Below are 15,347 nucleotides of genomic sequence, written 5' to 3' on the forward strand. Positions count from 1 at the left end.
ATTCAGGACCAAGGCCGCTTAACTAATCTTTATTTTTTATACTGTCTACTTGACGGGGTGCAGTTCACTGCTGGGACGGCCTCCTTTTTGCCATGCTATTCTATTTTAATACGAACCGAAACTGTCGTACCCTCACCAAGCTTTGAACGAATACTCAAACCATAAGCTTCCCCTGCAAACAATTTAATTCTCTCATTTACATTATATAAGCCATAAGAGCTGCCCTCCCCGTCAGAACGCAGGTCCGGCTGCGGCTCGGTCAACAAACTGTCTGCAAGCTCTTGCTCCATGCCAATCCCATTGTCCGTAACGGATAGGACCAGATCTGCACCATCCCGGCAAGCCCGAATATGGATTGTTCCTGATTTCCCCTTTGATTTACGTATCCCATGCAGAAGTGCGTTTTCGACTAGTGGCTGGAGCGTCAGCTTCGGCATTTGATAATGATCCAAGTCTTCATCTATTGAAAAATAAAAGGTGAAGCTCTTAGGAAATCTGGTTTGCTGAATTTCCAAGTAAACCTTGGCCAAATTAAGCTCATCACTTATGCTTACAAAGTCTCTGCCTTTATTCAAGCTAAGCCTAAAATATTTGGCCAAGCCATCAATCATCTGGCTAATATCATGAGCTTTACGTCCAATTGCAATCCAATTAATGGTATCCAGCGTATTGTATAAGAAGTGAGGGTTGATCTGTGCCTGTAAAGCACGCAACTGAGCTTCCCTCTCCTGTGCCTTGGATCGATAGGTCTCCTCCATCAAATCATGAACTCTATGTATCAAATGATCCACACTCTTCTCCAGTAGAGTATCTGAGGTTCCGATCCGGTCGTCCAAGCTGTCAATACCTTCTCGCCTAATCATCATGATGACCGTCTGTATCCTGCGGTTCATCCCACGTACAATTACAGCGAGCAATAAAAATACAAGCAGTAAAAATAGAATGGTTACACCAAATAAAGTCGCTACGCCTGAAAACTGATTCAATGCAATTACACGAGAGGTTATCTCTGCCTTGGGTACCTCTGCTACTAACAGCCAGCCTGTTGAATGAACATGGGTATAAATCACATAGCGAGGATTCTTATCCTTCATCAGAGGAATGATTCCTTCATCGCTCTGCCCTAATACCTCCAGCACCTCAGCTGATTTCAAGCTCTTCCCGAGTAAATCCTTTTCGTTACTGGATTTAATCGTTCCATCGGGAGCTGCCAAATAAATATGCCCTTCCTTGGTCAACTTCATTTTTGACAATATATGCTCGATCGTTTTTTCAGCTACATCAATCAATAAATACCCCGAAATCCGTTCGTAATCATCAGGGTCCCTCAGAATTCTGGCACCCGAAAACACATAGGTGGATTCAGTGTCTATATAAGATTCTAAATAGGCGCCTGTCCACAGTATAGTCCCTCCTGCTTCCCTAACTTGTTGAAACCAAGGCCTGTCCTTCAAGGTATCCAACGTAAAAAAATTGATTTTTTCACCAGCATACAAACGATTGCCATTCACAAACAATCGAACTCGAAATACATTTGGATTCGTCTGGGCATTGTCAACCAAATACCGCAGCTCCTTGAGCGAATCCAACTGCTGCCCAACGCTTGCCGTGCTGCTTAAATATAGATGCAGCTTGGGGTTCATAAAGATAGTATTGGATTTATCCCGTACGGAGTCAAACTGATAATCCAGATTAATACTGGCTTGTTTAAGCGTTTGCAACATCGTATAGGTTACCTCTTCTTCCAGAATCTGCGATGATTTCTGCGTATATGCATGCAGCAAAATCGATGCAGGAATCAGAATGAATACAATATAGGCCAGCAGCCATGACTTAACCCCCATAACTCCCTTCAACATCAGCAAGCCGTAGTCCCGACTTCTCTTCAGAAGGCTCTTCACCCTGCTTCACCGCCTTCACCTCTATTGATCACGAAAGGCGCTCGGTGTGAGACCTGTAATCTTCTTAAATAGCTTGCTGAAATAGCTGGGATCAGAGTAACCCACCGTATAGCAGACCTCATAGAACTTATTACGTGGATCCCTTAGCAGCTCCTTCGCCTTCTCGATCCTGGCCCTTGTGATGTATTCATTAATCGTTTCTCCCGTCTCCTGTTTAAATAGGAGGCATAAATAGGTTGGAGATAAAAAGACCTCCTTGGCGATATCGCCTACCTGTAAGTTTTCCGCATAGCGTTGGTCAATCAAGCGTTGGATTCTCTCAATCACATTTTTAGGCCTTCCATTTCGCTTCTCACCAACACGTTCACACACCTCTAGCAGATGAGCTTCTACAATAGTTCTTAAATCAAGCATCGTTTCTTGCTTAAAAACCTGCTCCCAGAGCTGCGTCTCCTTGTCTGCTATTTCCGGCGCCAGCATATTTAATTCCAACATAAGACGGCTTGTTAGTAAAATCAATTGCAGGCTGACATGGCGACAGGTAACAAGTCCTTCCTTGCGGCTGCGTGCCAATGGTTCAAAAACCTTATCCAGCTCTGAAAGCAGCTTATCCTTATCCGCTGCTTTCACCATAGACAAGATACGTTCTCCCTGCGCAAGATCGAATCGATAGAAAGTGTTCTTATCCTGCTGTAAATTATCGATCGATAGGATATGATTTTTGCCTAAAAACCATCTCTGTTCAGCAGCTTCACGTGCCTGAGTATACGAGTGAGGCAATGAAGTCAGGGATGAGATGCGCTCGCCAACACCGATAGTCACACTTATCTTTAGCCAGCGCTGGAGATTATCGCGAATTTCCTCTGCTAAACGGAACAATTGCTCCTCTTGGTTATCCTCCTTTCTCATTCTCAGAATACCTACGAACTCACCATTTCTATTCTCAAACATGTATCCATGCATATTCCGATTGATTAATTCCTGTATAATATTAAGAACAGAATAGGAAAGCAATTGCTGATCCCGCTCGGAACGAGTTAAGACGACTATTGCGCTATCATCAATGTTCACAAGGATGGTCCAGTAATCAGCTGCCATCGGCAGATCAAGCCCAAGGAAATCAAGCTTATCCTTAATACGCTCCGGATGTGTGACCCCATCGCGAATCAAGGACATGAGGAACTTCTCGCGCAGTAAAGGCATGCTCTGCGTAAGCTTAGCCTGCATATCTACGATATATATGCGTTCTTGCTCCGCATCTTGCAACACAGCCACTACGCGCTCAATAACGGTGGTCAGCTCCTGGAAATTCACTGGCTTGAATATATAATCAACCGCATTGACCTTCAACGCAGACTTAAGATAATCAACATCATCATGACCACTGACAAATACAATTTGGGTGGTCGGAAGCCTCTCCTTAATTTCCATGGATAAACGAATTCCATCCATATGGGGCATACGAACATCAGTAAGCACAATATTCGGCCTGACCCGCTCGATGACCTCTAAGGCCACATCCCCATCATCAGCCTCACCTACAACCTCAATACCATACTGACTCCAGTCAAAATAGTTGCTTAGTCCAAAACGAACGGCAGCTTCATCGTCTACAATAACTAATCGATACATAAGATCATTGACCTCCTATCCCTTGCTCATTTAGTATAACTGGAACTGCAGGTTTCAACCTATAGAAAAACAAAAGGATCGACTCCCCTGCCTAGCTTAACAGGAGGTCGACCTTCATCATTATTAGCGGCAGCCTAGCATTCCTCTTCAAATTCAATATGACCGGAAATAGCAGTTTGATCATGCTCTGCATAACCCGGCCGCTCCCCAAGCCAAGCGCCTTGCTCGATCAGCTTATGCTGAAGCCCGGATACGGATATTTCGCGGAATCCTCCTCCATCCACACTCGCCATGGCCGCTGCCGTACCTGCGGCTTGCCCCATCGCAAAGCAATTAGGCATGACACGAAGCGAGCCCTGCACCGGACGATCGGATGAGACGGAGCGTCCAGCTACAATCAGATTGGATTTACCTTGCGGCAGCATACAGCGATAAGGGACACCATGTGATTTTCCTTTTGGCAAATACTTGATCGTCATTGTGCTGCTGGCATTTGCGAGATGAATATCAATGAAGTAGGCGTTGCGCGCGATATCATCCTCAAACGATCGCATCGATATGTAATCCTCCACGACCAGTGTATAGTCGCCTGCGATTCGCCGTGTTTCACGAATACCAATTTGATCACCGGAATGGACGAGATGGATATCCTCAAACCCAGGCACATATTTACGCAAAAATTGGATTTGCACTTGAATTAATTGCCGTCCTTCGATGGCTGCTCGGGTTAAATCCTCCGCTTTTGTGCCATCAATTCCAAATATATGTCCAAAGTTGAAACCAGCAACCGTATCCGTAATCCAAGCAATGCCTGAAATACGCTTACGTCCTTCAGGAAGATCTCCATTTCGCTGTGCCTCTATGACGGTATTCTCCAAGGCTCCATCTTGTTCTGAATCGACTAGAAATTGATCAAAACGAGCCTTATTCGCTCCTGTGACTACATAACACATGGTACCTGGCTGCAATTCACCGTGCTCTCCCCCGGTTTGGAATGGAACGCCCGACAGCGCTGCGAGATCCGCATCCCCCGTGGCATCGATATACAGCTTAGCTTGAACGACCGAGCGTCCGGATTTATTACTGATCACAAGACCGCTGATGCGATCTCCCTCCAACAGAACCTGATCGGCAAAGGTGTGGAATAAAATCTTAGCGCCGCTTTCCAATACCTTCTGGTCATATACATACTTAAGGGTCTCAACATCGATAGCTACCCAATCTAATCTATCCTTATTACGACTGTAGAAGGCTTCGCCGGCAGCTTGCTTCATCTTCTCCAAAAGCTCTAGGCCGATCCCCCGTATAATAGGCTTCTCACCATCCGTATAAGGACAGAACGCGGGTACCAGCGCTGCCGTTCCCATTCCGCCTAAATACCCTCGTTGCTCGATCAATAAAGTTTCAGCTCCGTTACGAGCAGCAGCCATAGCTGCTGCAACACCCGATGCTCCACCTCCCACTACAACTACATCTGGTGTATAGGAAACAGGAAGCTTAGCTGATACTTGAATACTTGCTTGCACTTGGTTAACCATGCTTACATCTACCTCCCCTGTGATATTCTCATTATAATCCGTCGAAGCAGAGGAACTAGTTTAACTTTAGTTTCATCTAAAACCCATCCTTTTTCGTTAGCAAACGGCATTCCTGTTTGTTCACCAGAGTTTCTTTTATGAATAAATTTTAATAAATTATTTAAATAAAAATGAAAGAGACAGCCAGTAACCCTAACCCGGCTGTCTCTTTCATTGCATATTGTTACGTTGTTTGCAGCATAAGCGTAAGGAGTTTCTTTATTGACCGTCATGAGCACACCTAATTTCGTGTATAAGTGGATATTCGGAAACCCGATTACGAAAATATGTTACCGGAATGAAAGATCGCAGCTTGGAGAAACACCTACAATATTTATAAAAAACGGAACGTTTGTTTTCGAGCCTGTAGTTCCCATTCATTACGTCCGCGCGGGCGAACCAGGTTCGCCCCCTTGGGCGCATTGTGCTGCATTTTCAGTTCAAATTGGCCTAAACCATTGAGGATTACCTTAAATGTTATTGGGCTTTATGGATAAGCCACTCCGCCAGATGCATCAATTTCACTTTATGACCGTTAGTTGAACCTTTTAACAAAATCGTGTTTCCAGTCTGAAGCCGCTGGGCTAGCGCGCTTTTCAATGAAGCTATCTTTGTAAAATGTTTAACCTTTTTAGGGGAGAAACCGGATTGTATCGCTCCAATTCCCAAGTACCTGGAGTGAACACCAAACGTGTAAAGCAAGTCCAATCGTTTGTTCCCCAGCTTACGGCCTTGCTTAAGGTGAATCGCCCTGGCATATTTTCCGAGATCCTGAATGTCTCCCAATACAGCAATTTTTCTTCCCTTGGCGGACCCCGCATGAAGCAGAACGTCCATGGCTGGTTCCAATTCCGGCTTCGTATTGAAACTGTCGTTAATGATTGTTATTTTGTTTCTGGTCCTCTGGACAGACAAGCGGGCATAGGGCTTCTCCATCTTTTTCAAACCGGTTTTTATTTGAGAAACCGTACAACCAAGGCGATGAGATACTGCAATTGCAAATAAGGCATTATACACATTGCATATCCCGAAGCAAGGTACAAAAAAGCTATGATTGTTATTGTCCAACCGGACATTGAATTTCATGCCCTGTCTGACATAACGGATGCGCTCAGCACGAAAATCAGCTTGACTGTGAATACCCACGGTTATCATTTTACCTTTGAACCGCTTGACGTTCAGCAGCCTGGATTGTTTATCATCCCGATTGAGAAACAGAATGCCCGTCGGTTTCATTCCGGTAATGAGCTCTGATTTAGCTTTAGCTATACCATGCAGCCCATTTGTGAATTTACCAATATGCGCTCTTCCCACGTTGGTGATGATACCCAAATTAGGCCTGATTAATTGACAATGGCGCTTGATTTGCCCTAATGCTCTCATCCCAAATTCCAGCACGACTGCTTGATGAGATGAGTTGATTTTCTTTTTATACTGAGAGGTAAACCAGGTGTCATTGCCGTTTTTAACGGATTTAAATGTCTTCCAGCGTCTTTGCAGAATGGAAGCTATCATTTCTTTTGTGGAGGTTTTACCCGAGCTTCCTGTTACTGCGATAATGGGCCTGCGCATGTTTTCGCTCCTCTTAAGTTGATGCCTAGCTATTTATTAGTGGCATAACGCCGGTAGCGGGAGCCGCAAGCGGTTATCTGTTTGCTCTGGCTAATTAACTTGCGGTCACTGATTTTCCATGTATGGCTGTCTTTCCGCGCCCGGCGTCTGGTTACGTAATGAAAGCAGTCTGTTGAATAAACCTTGCAGCCTTTACGCTTGCAGCGCCTTAAAAATCCAACGGTCTCCCCCAGTGATACAGGTTTAAACCGGACCTTATTAAAAATCTTTTTGCTGCACAGCAATGTAGCACCCGCAATTTGCTCCACATATCGGTTCTGTTCCTTCGGATGACGCAGGAGCAGCCGTGAGCTGGATTCAAGATAGATTAGACAAGCTCTTTTTCCCACAATATCTGATTTGGACTTCCTTAATGCATGCATCATGGTGTTCAAGTAAAACGGCGAATAATAGTCGTCGTCATCAAATCTGGCAATATATGCATGGTTAGCTTTGATTATCGCATAATTCAGACAATATCCGAGTGATTTTTTTTCGGGAAGCTGGTAAAGGAGGATGTCCTTGCGCTGTTTGTGTTTTCTTATATAGTTCTTCAACTTCATGGAGTCCTTGTTCAGAACTACGATCAGCTCTTTGGATTTATACCGCTGCCGGTTATAATTGGCCATTAGTCGTTTAAAATGCTCCGGACGATTCGTACAGGTAATAATCGTTACAGCGTCAGATTGATAGGCCCGCTTTGATTTGGCTGCTGTCATCAAGGGTTCGCTCCTGATTTTCTGCGACGTTTCTTTCCATGCAGCAGCTCGGTTACCGTTACAAAGCGGTAGCCTTTTTGACGCAGTCTCCTTACGATTATGGGTACAGACGCCAGGCTTTGGATCCACGGGTCGCATGCATGCAGCAAAATAATGGAGCCGGCACGTGCTTGCGGCACAACCCGCTTCACAATTTTGCTGATATCATTCAGCTTCCAATCCAGAGAATCCACATCCCAGTGAACAATAGTCTGATTCATGGACTTTAGCTTGTAGACGACACGCTCATTCATGTCACCACCTGGTGTACGAAACAAATTGGTGTTTACACCTGTCGTTTGAAGAATGATTTTCTTGGCTGTTTTCACTTCCTGCTCAATCCATGAATTCGTATGCTTCCTGTAATCCTGATGCCGGTATCCGTGAGAAGCAATCTCGTATCCCTTTTGGCGAATCCGCCTGGCAATATCGGGATTTAATTCAGCCCAAATGCCCGTAAGAAAAAATGTCGCTTTCCTTATACCGTTTCTTCGAAGGACGGACAGCATTCGCAGCGGCACTGCACGACCGTTTGCGATATCAAATGTTAAAGCAATGACCTTTTTATTCGTTGGAATACGGCTCAGAACCCGGTCTGTACTCATATCGGATGTATTCCTCCTTGAACAGCGGCTGTATATTCAAAGGATTTTGTATTTTTTCAGCTGTTGAATCATATACTGGGCGCGACGTTTATAATTATGCTTCAGAACGGTTCGCCTGCCTCGCTTGCGGATACGTTCACGTTCTTTCGGATGCTTCATATAGTAGCGGACAAGCTTTCGCGTTTGCCGCGCGGAGCGGGAGACAACAAGATCCCTCCCCGGCTTGAACAAACGGCGGATTTCAGGGGTATCACTGGTAATAAGGAAGCCGCCTGAACCGAGAATTTCATAGGTTCTTTGAGTGACCTGGGATAATTGGTTCTGAGGGCCAATTAAAATTTTGGCGGAATTATATACTTTGTGGGCGTCAGGGTAGGGCAAATAACCATGTATCCAGCTGCGTGGAATACGTGCTCCGAGAATAGGCTTCATTTCATCCCACTGCCTTCCCCAAAAATCAACCCGGGTGCCGTCCTTCACTAAAGGACGAATGAGATGGTCGAGTGATTTGAGACGGAAGTGTCGGGGATAGATCTTTAATATGCGGGAATATCCGTTGGCAACTACTCCGATATTACTTCTTAGACGCTTGACAACTTTACCTTTACGGTGTACTTTGCGGTGATAACCAAAATCCATATGGGCTGCCTTAATTCCTATTTTCTTATAATCCTTAATCATAGAGCGGCAAATGGTAAAAACAAAATCAGGCTTGACTGTACGGACATAGGGAAGAGAAAAAGACTCGTGATGTGTGGGATCTTCAGTCGCCCAGTAAATATGCGGAATGGCTGTTGAACCGACAAACCTTTTAATCCACTGTTGTTTGTGACCACTGTGTTCATTGGTCCAGCCCATGCTAATAATCAGATCAGGCTTGAACTGCCTGAGCAGACGGGGAAGCTTTTTTCTAGTCAGAGGTCCCGAAACTTTCACAGTATGTCCTGCGTCCCGAAACCCATTGGGAAGACCATGAATCCACATCGGATGGCTTTCTAGAAACAATACTTTCATTATTGGCCCTCCGCGATTTGGTAATTGTAGGAGCTTTTTGAGAGCACATCAAAGCAAAAGCCTTGTCTCTTTAACCCCCGGATAACTGCAGGCAAAGCAGCTAAGCTCGCATCAGAAAAATCGTGAAACAGAATAATACATTTCCGTTTCAGCCTGCTCTCACGAAGTATGTTTCGGATTATTTGCCCCGAAGCAGTAGAAGGAGACGAAGTGTCTTGGGAATCAATTGTCCAGTCGAAATAACGGTACTTTCTTGAACGAAGTGCGGTTTTAATGGACAGCATGGTCTTTTGGCCACCTATGGAATAGCCCAAACGGGTATTAGAGCCGCCGGGGAACCGGAACAAACGAGGTTTATTTCCAATAATACGTTGAAGAAAGCGTTCCATTCGATAAAAATCGGCGAGAAAGTCTTTCTTACTTCTATAAATTTTGGAATAGTCATGTGAATAGGTGTGGTTTCCTATACTGTGGCCGGCCTTCAACATTTTCCTGTACATCCGGATACCGAAGGGGCTCTTATTGGCCAGCACAAAAAAAGTTCCTTTGATCTGATGCTGTTTCAATATCTTCAATATTTGATCCGTGTTTTTGGAAGGACCATCATCAAAGGTTAAGTAAGCCACCTTGACCTTATCCTTTTTTTTATATGCAGAAGATTTCACGGGATCAATCCCCTCCTCCTTAAGGTGGACAACATGAACCGGGCGCGTGTGGTGTAATTATACATGGCAATGGTCCGCCGTCCGTTTCTCCTGATTTTCTCCCTTTCGCTTGCATTATCCAAATAGAAACGAACCTTCCTTAAAGTCTCTTTTGGGCTCGAACTGACTGCCACGTCACGTCCTGGTTTCAAAATTTTTCTGACAGCAGGTGTATCATTCGTCAGGAAAAAGCCTTCTGAACCAAGCGTTTCGTAGGTTCTTTGCGTCAACATATCCGTATAGTTTTGCAATCCCAGAACAATTTTGGCCGAGCTGAACACTTTATTGGCAGCTTTGTATGGAATAGGACCTTTTATTGATTTCTTAGGAATCGAGTACCCAAGAAAGGGCTTCATACGGGACCAATTCCGTCCGTAAAAGTCAATTCGGTAACCGTTCCTTAACAATGGACGCACCAGAATACGAATCGATTTATTGCGGTAAAGCTTCGGATATTTACGCAAAACATCAGGGTAGGCATTGGCAACAACGACAATATCCGTTTGATATTGCTTTTTCGCTTTGGTTCTGTAGTGTACTTTGGGATGAAAGGCATACTCCAGGTGTGCAGCAGGATAGCCCATCTTGTGGAATCGCTTGGCCGTTTTTGCCGAAATGGAAAAGGTGTAGTCCGGTTTCATGCGCCTAAGCAGCGGAAGGGTGAAGACCTCTGTAAAGTTAGGATCTTCTGTGGACCAATAGACAAGTGGAATTTTATATTGGGTAGCAAGGCTTCTCACTAAGCGCTGCTTGGTCGTGGTATGATCAGGTCCCCAACCTACGGATACAAGCAGATCAGGTTTAAAAGACGACAACTGACGGATAAGCTTGCGTTTATGCACAGGGCCCGATGCCCGCACCTGGTGTCCGAGGTCTCTTAAACCGTCAGGCAGCCCGTATGACCAAAGCTCTCCTCGTTCCAAAAACAATATTTTCAATTTTAACCACCATCCTGTAATAACAATGACAGTTGCATAATCAATTTTTCGCGGTTGACATATATATGTGGGAAAGGAGGCATTCGATGAAGCCATTATTTGAAGCGGTATATCGTGTCAATACGAAAAAGAAGCGCATAGCTCTGACATTTGATATTGGTTGGGGCAGCAGGGTACCTGCACCTGTTCTTGATGCACTGTCAGCGAATAAAGTGAACAAGGCAACCTTTTTTCTATCCAGTCCGTGGGTATTAAAACACCCTCGTTTAGCCCGGAAAATTAAAACAATGGGTTATGAAATCGGATCGCATGGACAGCTTCATGAGAACTATACAGAGCACAGCAACAGGTGGATCACCCGTGAAGTGAAATCGGCTGGTTCAGCTATACGTAGAGCTACAGGCGTAAAATGCCAGCTTATCCGTACACCGAATGGAGATATGAATCACCGTGTTACAAGGCTGCTTGGATCACTAGGATACTATACGATTCACTGGAGTGTGGACTCCATGGATTGGACGAATCCGGGAGTTCGCACTATAATCCGGAATTCTACCTTAAACGTAAAACCCGGTGACATTCTGCTGCTTCATGCAAGCGATTCGGCTCGGCAGACAGCTAAGGCGCTTCCCTTTATCATCCGTAAGCTGCGAAGAAAAGGATTCGATTTTGTAACCGTATCGGAATTATTGAGCATGGGAGCTAGATAACTCCCTTTTTTTTCAAAATGTCAAGCACATAGGCCGCTCTTTTCTTATAGGAATGCTTAGCTGCTGCACGCACTGCATGCTGCCGTATTTGTTCACGTTTTTGAGGGGAGCGTTGATATTTCGCAATCAGGTGCCTGGTCTCCTTCTCTGAAGAAGAAACGAGCAGTTCCTTGCCTGGCCGGAACCACCTGCGTACTTCAGGTGTATCATCTGTAATCAGCAGGCCTCCTGATGCGAGAATTTCATAGGTTCTTTGAGTAAGCCTATCCTCTGCATTTTGAGGACCGATAACAAAATCAACGGAGCTGTATACCTTAACGGCTTCTTTGTAGGGCAGATAACCATGAACGCGTTTGGCTGGAATCGCTGTTTTGAATAAGCTCTTCATTTTCTTCCAATCCCGGCCATACAAATCCACTTTCAACCCGGCATTCAAGAAAGGATTAACCAGCCGCCTTAGGGACTTGAAACGATAATGGCCGGGTTTCTCGCGGTATAGCCTCGTGTATCCATTGGCTACAAGAGCAGCATTTCCTTTATACCGCCTAACACTCTTACTCCTGCGGTGAGTATCCGGATCACTCCCGAAGTCCAAATGTGCGGCATGAAGAGACAGCTTTTTGAAGCGTTGAACGGTTGGTCGATGGATGGAAAAAACAAAATCAGGATGTGTTCGGCGAATTAACGGGAGAGAAAATATATCTGAATAGCCAGGGTCTTCTGTGGACCAGTAGACGAAAGGGGCACCCGACATTCGAACCAGCTTGGCAATGAGCCGCTGCTTACGGGGGGTATTGTTAGCAGGGGTCCAGCCCATTGCAAAAATAAGCTCCGGTTTAAATTGTTTAATCAAGCGCGCGGCTCCCTGGCCTGGAGCGCATGTTTTGACTTTGTGTCCCAATTTTTGGAATCCTTTTGGCAAACCGTAAATCCACATCGGGTGGGTCTCCAGAAACAAAATTCGGCGTATAGTCATTTTTGTCTCCTTGCTTCAATCGCATTTTTCTTCAGGTGCCAACATTATATTCATGACTTTCGCAGTTGAATAGGCTTCAACCTATCAAAGCCATGTTTTCTTTGGCTGCCTTGGATTCGCTATTTACTTGCCTGCGCAAAAATAAAAACGCAACCTGTATCAGGCTGCGTAGAATGTCTAATTTGATAGCGCCTAGGGGGATTATCCTCGTTTAACTCGCTTACCCATTATGGGATGTCCGAATACCGTCTTTTAATCCGGCGACCTTCAAATGATGCTCCGTATGTCCGGCAATAATATAAAGGAGGCTGCGAGCCGTCACAACTTTATTGACCACATTGCCTACCCGCAACCAAGCCGGCTCTGCAATCGTGGTCAGGAGCGAGAACGTCGCTTGTCTGACAGCTTGGAGATCTGCAAGCAACTCCGCTAGCGTACACTCGTCGAAAGAGCCGTTGTTAACAAAAATATCCTGATCGTAGCCCGGAAGTTTCATTGTATCTCCACGCGCAACGCTAAGCATCCAGTAGCTCATAACACGCTCCGAATCGCTGATATGACCAAGCACTTCCTTCATTTTCCACTTTCCGGGCGCATAGCTCTGCTCCCCTTGTTCTTCGCTTAGCTTGCCGAATAAGAAGTTTACCTGTTTCCATTGTTGTTGAAGAAATGGAAGGATATCACCATCAGGTACAACGTCGATGTAAGTCGAGAAGTACGGATCATATTCGTTTTGTTCTGGCCGCTGCAGCATATTTGTTCATTCTCCCTTTCGTACTTCCCAATATCAGTACGCAGCCCTGTATTGTTCCGGAATATTATTATGCTCATTGCGAAGCGTAATGGCTGCATGCGCAGCCCAATATGGATCACGCAGCATGCCCCGGCCAATCGCAACGAAGTCTGCTTCTTCACTGCCGATAACGGATTCAGCCAGCGCTGGATCTTCAAGCATACCTACTGCTATGACGGGCGTGTTCACCGCCTCACGGATTTTGCGTGCAAAAGGCACTTGATATTTCGGGTAATTGCCTGGCTTTCTCTCTCCAGCAGGTCCTTCCCCACCTGTACTCACATGAAACGCATCCACACCTGCAGCTTGGTAGACTTTGGACAATTCGATGGCGTGATCAATATCGTATCCACCATCAGCATACTCCATAGCTGAGATGCGGAAGATGAGAGGCATATCCGCAGGCATTTCTTTTTTGACTGCTTGAATGACTTCTACGCCAAAGCGGGCAAGGTCCTGGCCGTATATATCATCTCGTTTATTCGTTAGTGGTGATTGAAACTGATGGATCAAATAGCCGTGAGCTCCATGAAGTTCGATTGTGTCTACACCGGCTTCTATAGCACGACGGGCTGCATCGGCAAATTTTTGGACGACGTCTTGAACCTCTTCGGTTGTAAGAGCACGCGGCATTTTGTAAGGTGCTCCTGGAAACTTTATCGCAGATGGTGCAATGGGTATTGCCACGTCTTCCGTTTTTCGTCCCGCATGAGCAATCTGAATACCGATCTTGCTGTTATGAGCGTGTACACCGTCGATAATTTTGGCGAATGCCGGAATATGCTCATCTGACCATAAACCTAAGTCAAAATCGGTAATTCGGCCATCGGGATCAACATCAGTCATTTCCATGATAATGAGGCCTGTCCCGCCAATAGCGCGGCTGAGATAGTGAACATAATGCCATTCATTCGGCTTCCCATCTTTGGCTGTAACCGAATACTGACACATAGGCGCCATGACGATGCGATTATTCAGGTGCAAACCTTTCAGATCAAACGAAGAAAATAGTTTTTGAGTCATAGTAATAACCTCCAAAGATTTAATCACGCGCCTGTCTGATTCATTATTGCGGGTTCGTTGACGCGGATGTTAGATTTGCTTGTTTGAATTGATGTATCCATTCTGGAATATGAATGTTTCTTGCATAAGTATATGACCCGTGTTAGCATGAATCAAATTGATATTATTAATGTTATATATGAGGTGTAACTCATGACTGTGGCGAGATTTGAAATTTTTTCTAAAGTAATTGAATTAGGCAGCTTCACAAAAGCAGCAGAGAGGCTTAATATGACACAATCTGCCGTGAGTCACGCTGTCGCTGGTTTAGAATCAGAATGGGGAATTACGCTCTTGATTCGCGATCGTAAAAAAGGTCTTATGCTTACAGAAGTTGGTCAGAAAACGCTGATTTATATGCGAGAAATATTAAATCAGATGGAAAAAATCAAACAAGAAGTAGCTTTTGCATCAAATCTTGAAGCAGGTACCATAAGAATCGGAAGTTTCGCAAGCGCAACTTCCTGCATATTACCAAAAATAATTTCTAAGTTTCATAAAAAACATCCGAATATTAAATTTATTTTTTTTGAAGGGACTTATGATGAAATCATAGAGTGGTTTGAGACAGGAGTCATCGACATCGGAATTGTTGTTCAAGAAAATAGGAATACGAATCTGTATGTATTGCCATTAATCAAAGATAAAATGGTTGTTGCCTTTCCCGAAGGACATCGATTCCAAGAAGAAAAAACAATTGACGTACAAGACTTACAAGAAGAACCGTTTATTATGCCCAAAGGAGTTTATCGATCTCATGTTGATGAGATTTTTTCTCAAGCTAAAATAAAACCCTTGGTCCGCTTTGAAGTTCAAGACTGTGCCACCATTGCAAGTATGGTACAAGAAGGACTTGGCATTACAATCGGGCCTGAATTGTTTCTCAAAGACCAGTCAAAAATTAAAATTGGAAATCTTAAGCAAGTGAATTGGCGTAGTGTGGCATTAGCTTGTCCATCGATTCAATGTGCTTCCCCAGCAGTTCAAGCGTTCCTTACAGTGGCACAGAGCATATTTACAAATGAAAATGAATTCCATCCCAACTAAGCGGCTTGAGTGATAGAGA

15 protein-coding genes are annotated in these 15,347 nt (G+C 44.7%); 2 read left to right on the forward strand and 13 right to left on the reverse strand.

From position 1 onward, the window contains the following. Positions 1-95: 95 nt before the first annotated feature. The 10 genes from WH37_RS06800 to WH37_RS06840 all read right to left on the reverse strand — a co-directional run bounded on the left by WH37_RS06800 (position 96) and on the right by WH37_RS06840 (position 10,740). Entirely contained in the window at positions 96-1,901 is a 1,806-nt protein-coding gene (locus WH37_RS06800; protein WP_063838004.1) for a cache domain-containing sensor histidine kinase, read from the reverse strand. A 21-nt stretch (positions 1,902-1,922) separates the two neighbouring features. Next, a complete protein-coding gene (locus tag WH37_RS06805; protein ID WP_046229826.1) occupies positions 1,923-3,533 on the reverse strand; it encodes a response regulator in 1,611 nt (536 codons plus the stop codon). Between the two features lie 134 nt (positions 3,534-3,667). Next, entirely contained in the window at positions 3,668-5,071 is a 1,404-nt protein-coding gene (locus tag WH37_RS06810; RefSeq protein WP_046229827.1) for an FAD-dependent oxidoreductase, read from the reverse strand. A gap of 8 nt (positions 5,072-5,079) precedes the next feature. Next, positions 5,080-5,343 carry a hypothetical protein gene (locus WH37_RS35410; RefSeq protein ID WP_143088403.1) on the reverse strand — a complete coding sequence of 88 codons (264 nt, stop codon included), beginning with the start codon at positions 5,341-5,343 and terminating at the stop codon, positions 5,080-5,082. 244 nt (positions 5,344-5,587) lie between these two features. After that, complete coding sequence (locus WH37_RS06815; protein WP_046229828.1) at positions 5,588-6,682, reverse strand: UDP-N-acetylmuramoyl-tripeptide--D-alanyl-D-alanine ligase; 1,095 nt, start codon at positions 6,680-6,682, stop codon at positions 5,588-5,590. A gap of 29 nt (positions 6,683-6,711) precedes the next feature. Then, the gene (locus WH37_RS06820; protein ID WP_046229829.1) at positions 6,712-7,440 is read right to left on the reverse strand and encodes a glycosyltransferase family 2 protein; all 729 of its coding nucleotides are present in this window, start codon (positions 7,438-7,440) and stop codon (positions 6,712-6,714) included. Then, positions 7,440-8,084: a polysaccharide deacetylase family protein gene (locus tag WH37_RS06825; protein WP_052736854.1), complete on the reverse strand. Its 645-nt coding sequence runs from the start codon at positions 8,082-8,084 to the stop codon at positions 7,440-7,442. The genes WH37_RS06820 and WH37_RS06825 overlap by 1 nt, the downstream gene beginning before the upstream one ends. A 36-nt stretch (positions 8,085-8,120) precedes the next feature. Continuing rightward, a complete protein-coding gene (locus tag WH37_RS06830) occupies positions 8,121-9,098 on the reverse strand; it encodes a CgeB family protein (protein WP_046229830.1) in 978 nt (325 codons plus the stop codon). Beyond that, positions 9,098-9,763: a polysaccharide deacetylase family protein gene (locus tag WH37_RS06835; RefSeq protein ID WP_052736855.1), complete on the reverse strand. Its 666-nt coding sequence runs from the start codon at positions 9,761-9,763 to the stop codon at positions 9,098-9,100. Before WH37_RS06835 ends, WH37_RS06830 begins: the two co-directional genes overlap by 1 nt. Then, a complete protein-coding gene (locus WH37_RS06840; RefSeq protein WP_046229831.1) occupies positions 9,760-10,740 on the reverse strand; it encodes a CgeB family protein in 981 nt (326 codons plus the stop codon). Before WH37_RS06840 ends, WH37_RS06835 begins: the two co-directional genes overlap by 4 nt. A gap of 86 nt (positions 10,741-10,826) precedes the next feature. Here WH37_RS06840 and WH37_RS06845 point away from each other — a divergent pair, with 86 nt between their 5' ends. After that, positions 10,827-11,450: a polysaccharide deacetylase family protein gene (locus WH37_RS06845; RefSeq protein WP_052736856.1), complete on the forward strand. Its 624-nt coding sequence runs from the start codon at positions 10,827-10,829 to the stop codon at positions 11,448-11,450. On the opposite strand, the gene WH37_RS06850 is transcribed toward WH37_RS06845, so the two are convergent. From WH37_RS06850 to WH37_RS06860, 3 genes are all read right to left on the reverse strand, one after another. Further along, entirely contained in the window at positions 11,443-12,426 is a 984-nt protein-coding gene (locus WH37_RS06850; protein ID WP_046229832.1) for a CgeB family protein, read from the reverse strand. The two genes, WH37_RS06845 and WH37_RS06850, sit on opposite strands and share 8 nt — an antisense overlap. 220 nt (positions 12,427-12,646) lie before the next feature. After that, positions 12,647-13,180, reverse strand: a complete 534-nt coding sequence (locus tag WH37_RS06855) for a DinB family protein (RefSeq protein WP_046229833.1) — start codon at positions 13,178-13,180, stop codon at positions 12,647-12,649. A gap of 33 nt (positions 13,181-13,213) precedes the next feature. After that, positions 13,214-14,242 carry an NADH:flavin oxidoreductase/NADH oxidase gene (locus WH37_RS06860; RefSeq protein ID WP_046229834.1) on the reverse strand — a complete coding sequence of 343 codons (1,029 nt, stop codon included), beginning with the start codon at positions 14,240-14,242 and terminating at the stop codon, positions 13,214-13,216. A gap of 192 nt (positions 14,243-14,434) precedes the next feature. Between WH37_RS06860 and WH37_RS06865 the strand changes: the two genes are divergently transcribed. Continuing rightward, entirely contained in the window at positions 14,435-15,328 is an 894-nt protein-coding gene (locus WH37_RS06865) for a LysR family transcriptional regulator (protein WP_046229835.1), read from the forward strand. Positions 15,329-15,347 lie beyond the last annotated feature (19 nt).

It is taken from the genome of Paenibacillus algorifonticola, from assembly GCF_000971975.1.
Lineage (GTDB): Bacteria > Bacillota > Bacilli > Paenibacillales > Paenibacillaceae > Pristimantibacillus > Pristimantibacillus algorifonticola.

What these genes read in the sequence shown, in the direction of transcription:
- WH37_RS06805 (WP_046229826.1), bottom strand. Translation starts at nt 3,533, where the DNA reads ATGTATCGATTAGTTATTGTAGACGATGAAGCTGCCGTTCGTTTTGGA.
- WH37_RS06810 (WP_046229827.1), bottom strand. Translation starts at nt 5,071, where the DNA reads ATGGTTAACCAAGTGCAAGCAAGTATTCAAGTATCAGCTAAGCTTCCT.
- WH37_RS35410 (WP_143088403.1), bottom strand. Translation starts at nt 5,343, where the DNA reads ATGACGGTCAATAAAGAAACTCCTTACGCTTATGCTGCAAACAACGTA.
- WH37_RS06815 (WP_046229828.1), bottom strand. Translation starts at nt 6,682, where the DNA reads ATGCGCAGGCCCATTATCGCAGTAACAGGAAGCTCGGGTAAAACCTCC.
- WH37_RS06820 (WP_046229829.1), bottom strand. Translation starts at nt 7,440, where the DNA reads ATGACAGCAGCCAAATCAAAGCGGGCCTATCAATCTGACGCTGTAACG.
- WH37_RS06825 (WP_052736854.1), bottom strand. Translation starts at nt 8,084, where the DNA reads ATGAGTACAGACCGGGTTCTGAGCCGTATTCCAACGAATAAAAAGGTC.
- WH37_RS06830 (WP_046229830.1), bottom strand. Translation starts at nt 9,098, where the DNA reads ATGAAAGTATTGTTTCTAGAAAGCCATCCGATGTGGATTCATGGTCTT.
- WH37_RS06845 (WP_052736856.1), top strand. Translation starts at nt 10,827, where the DNA reads ATGAAGCCATTATTTGAAGCGGTATATCGTGTCAATACGAAAAAGAAG.
- WH37_RS06850 (WP_046229832.1), bottom strand. Translation starts at nt 12,426, where the DNA reads ATGACTATACGCCGAATTTTGTTTCTGGAGACCCACCCGATGTGGATT.
- WH37_RS06855 (WP_046229833.1), bottom strand. Translation starts at nt 13,180, where the DNA reads ATGCTGCAGCGGCCAGAACAAAACGAATATGATCCGTACTTCTCGACT.
- WH37_RS06860 (WP_046229834.1), bottom strand. Translation starts at nt 14,242, where the DNA reads ATGACTCAAAAACTATTTTCTTCGTTTGATCTGAAAGGTTTGCACCTG.
- WH37_RS06865 (WP_046229835.1), top strand. Translation starts at nt 14,435, where the DNA reads ATGACTGTGGCGAGATTTGAAATTTTTTCTAAAGTAATTGAATTAGGC.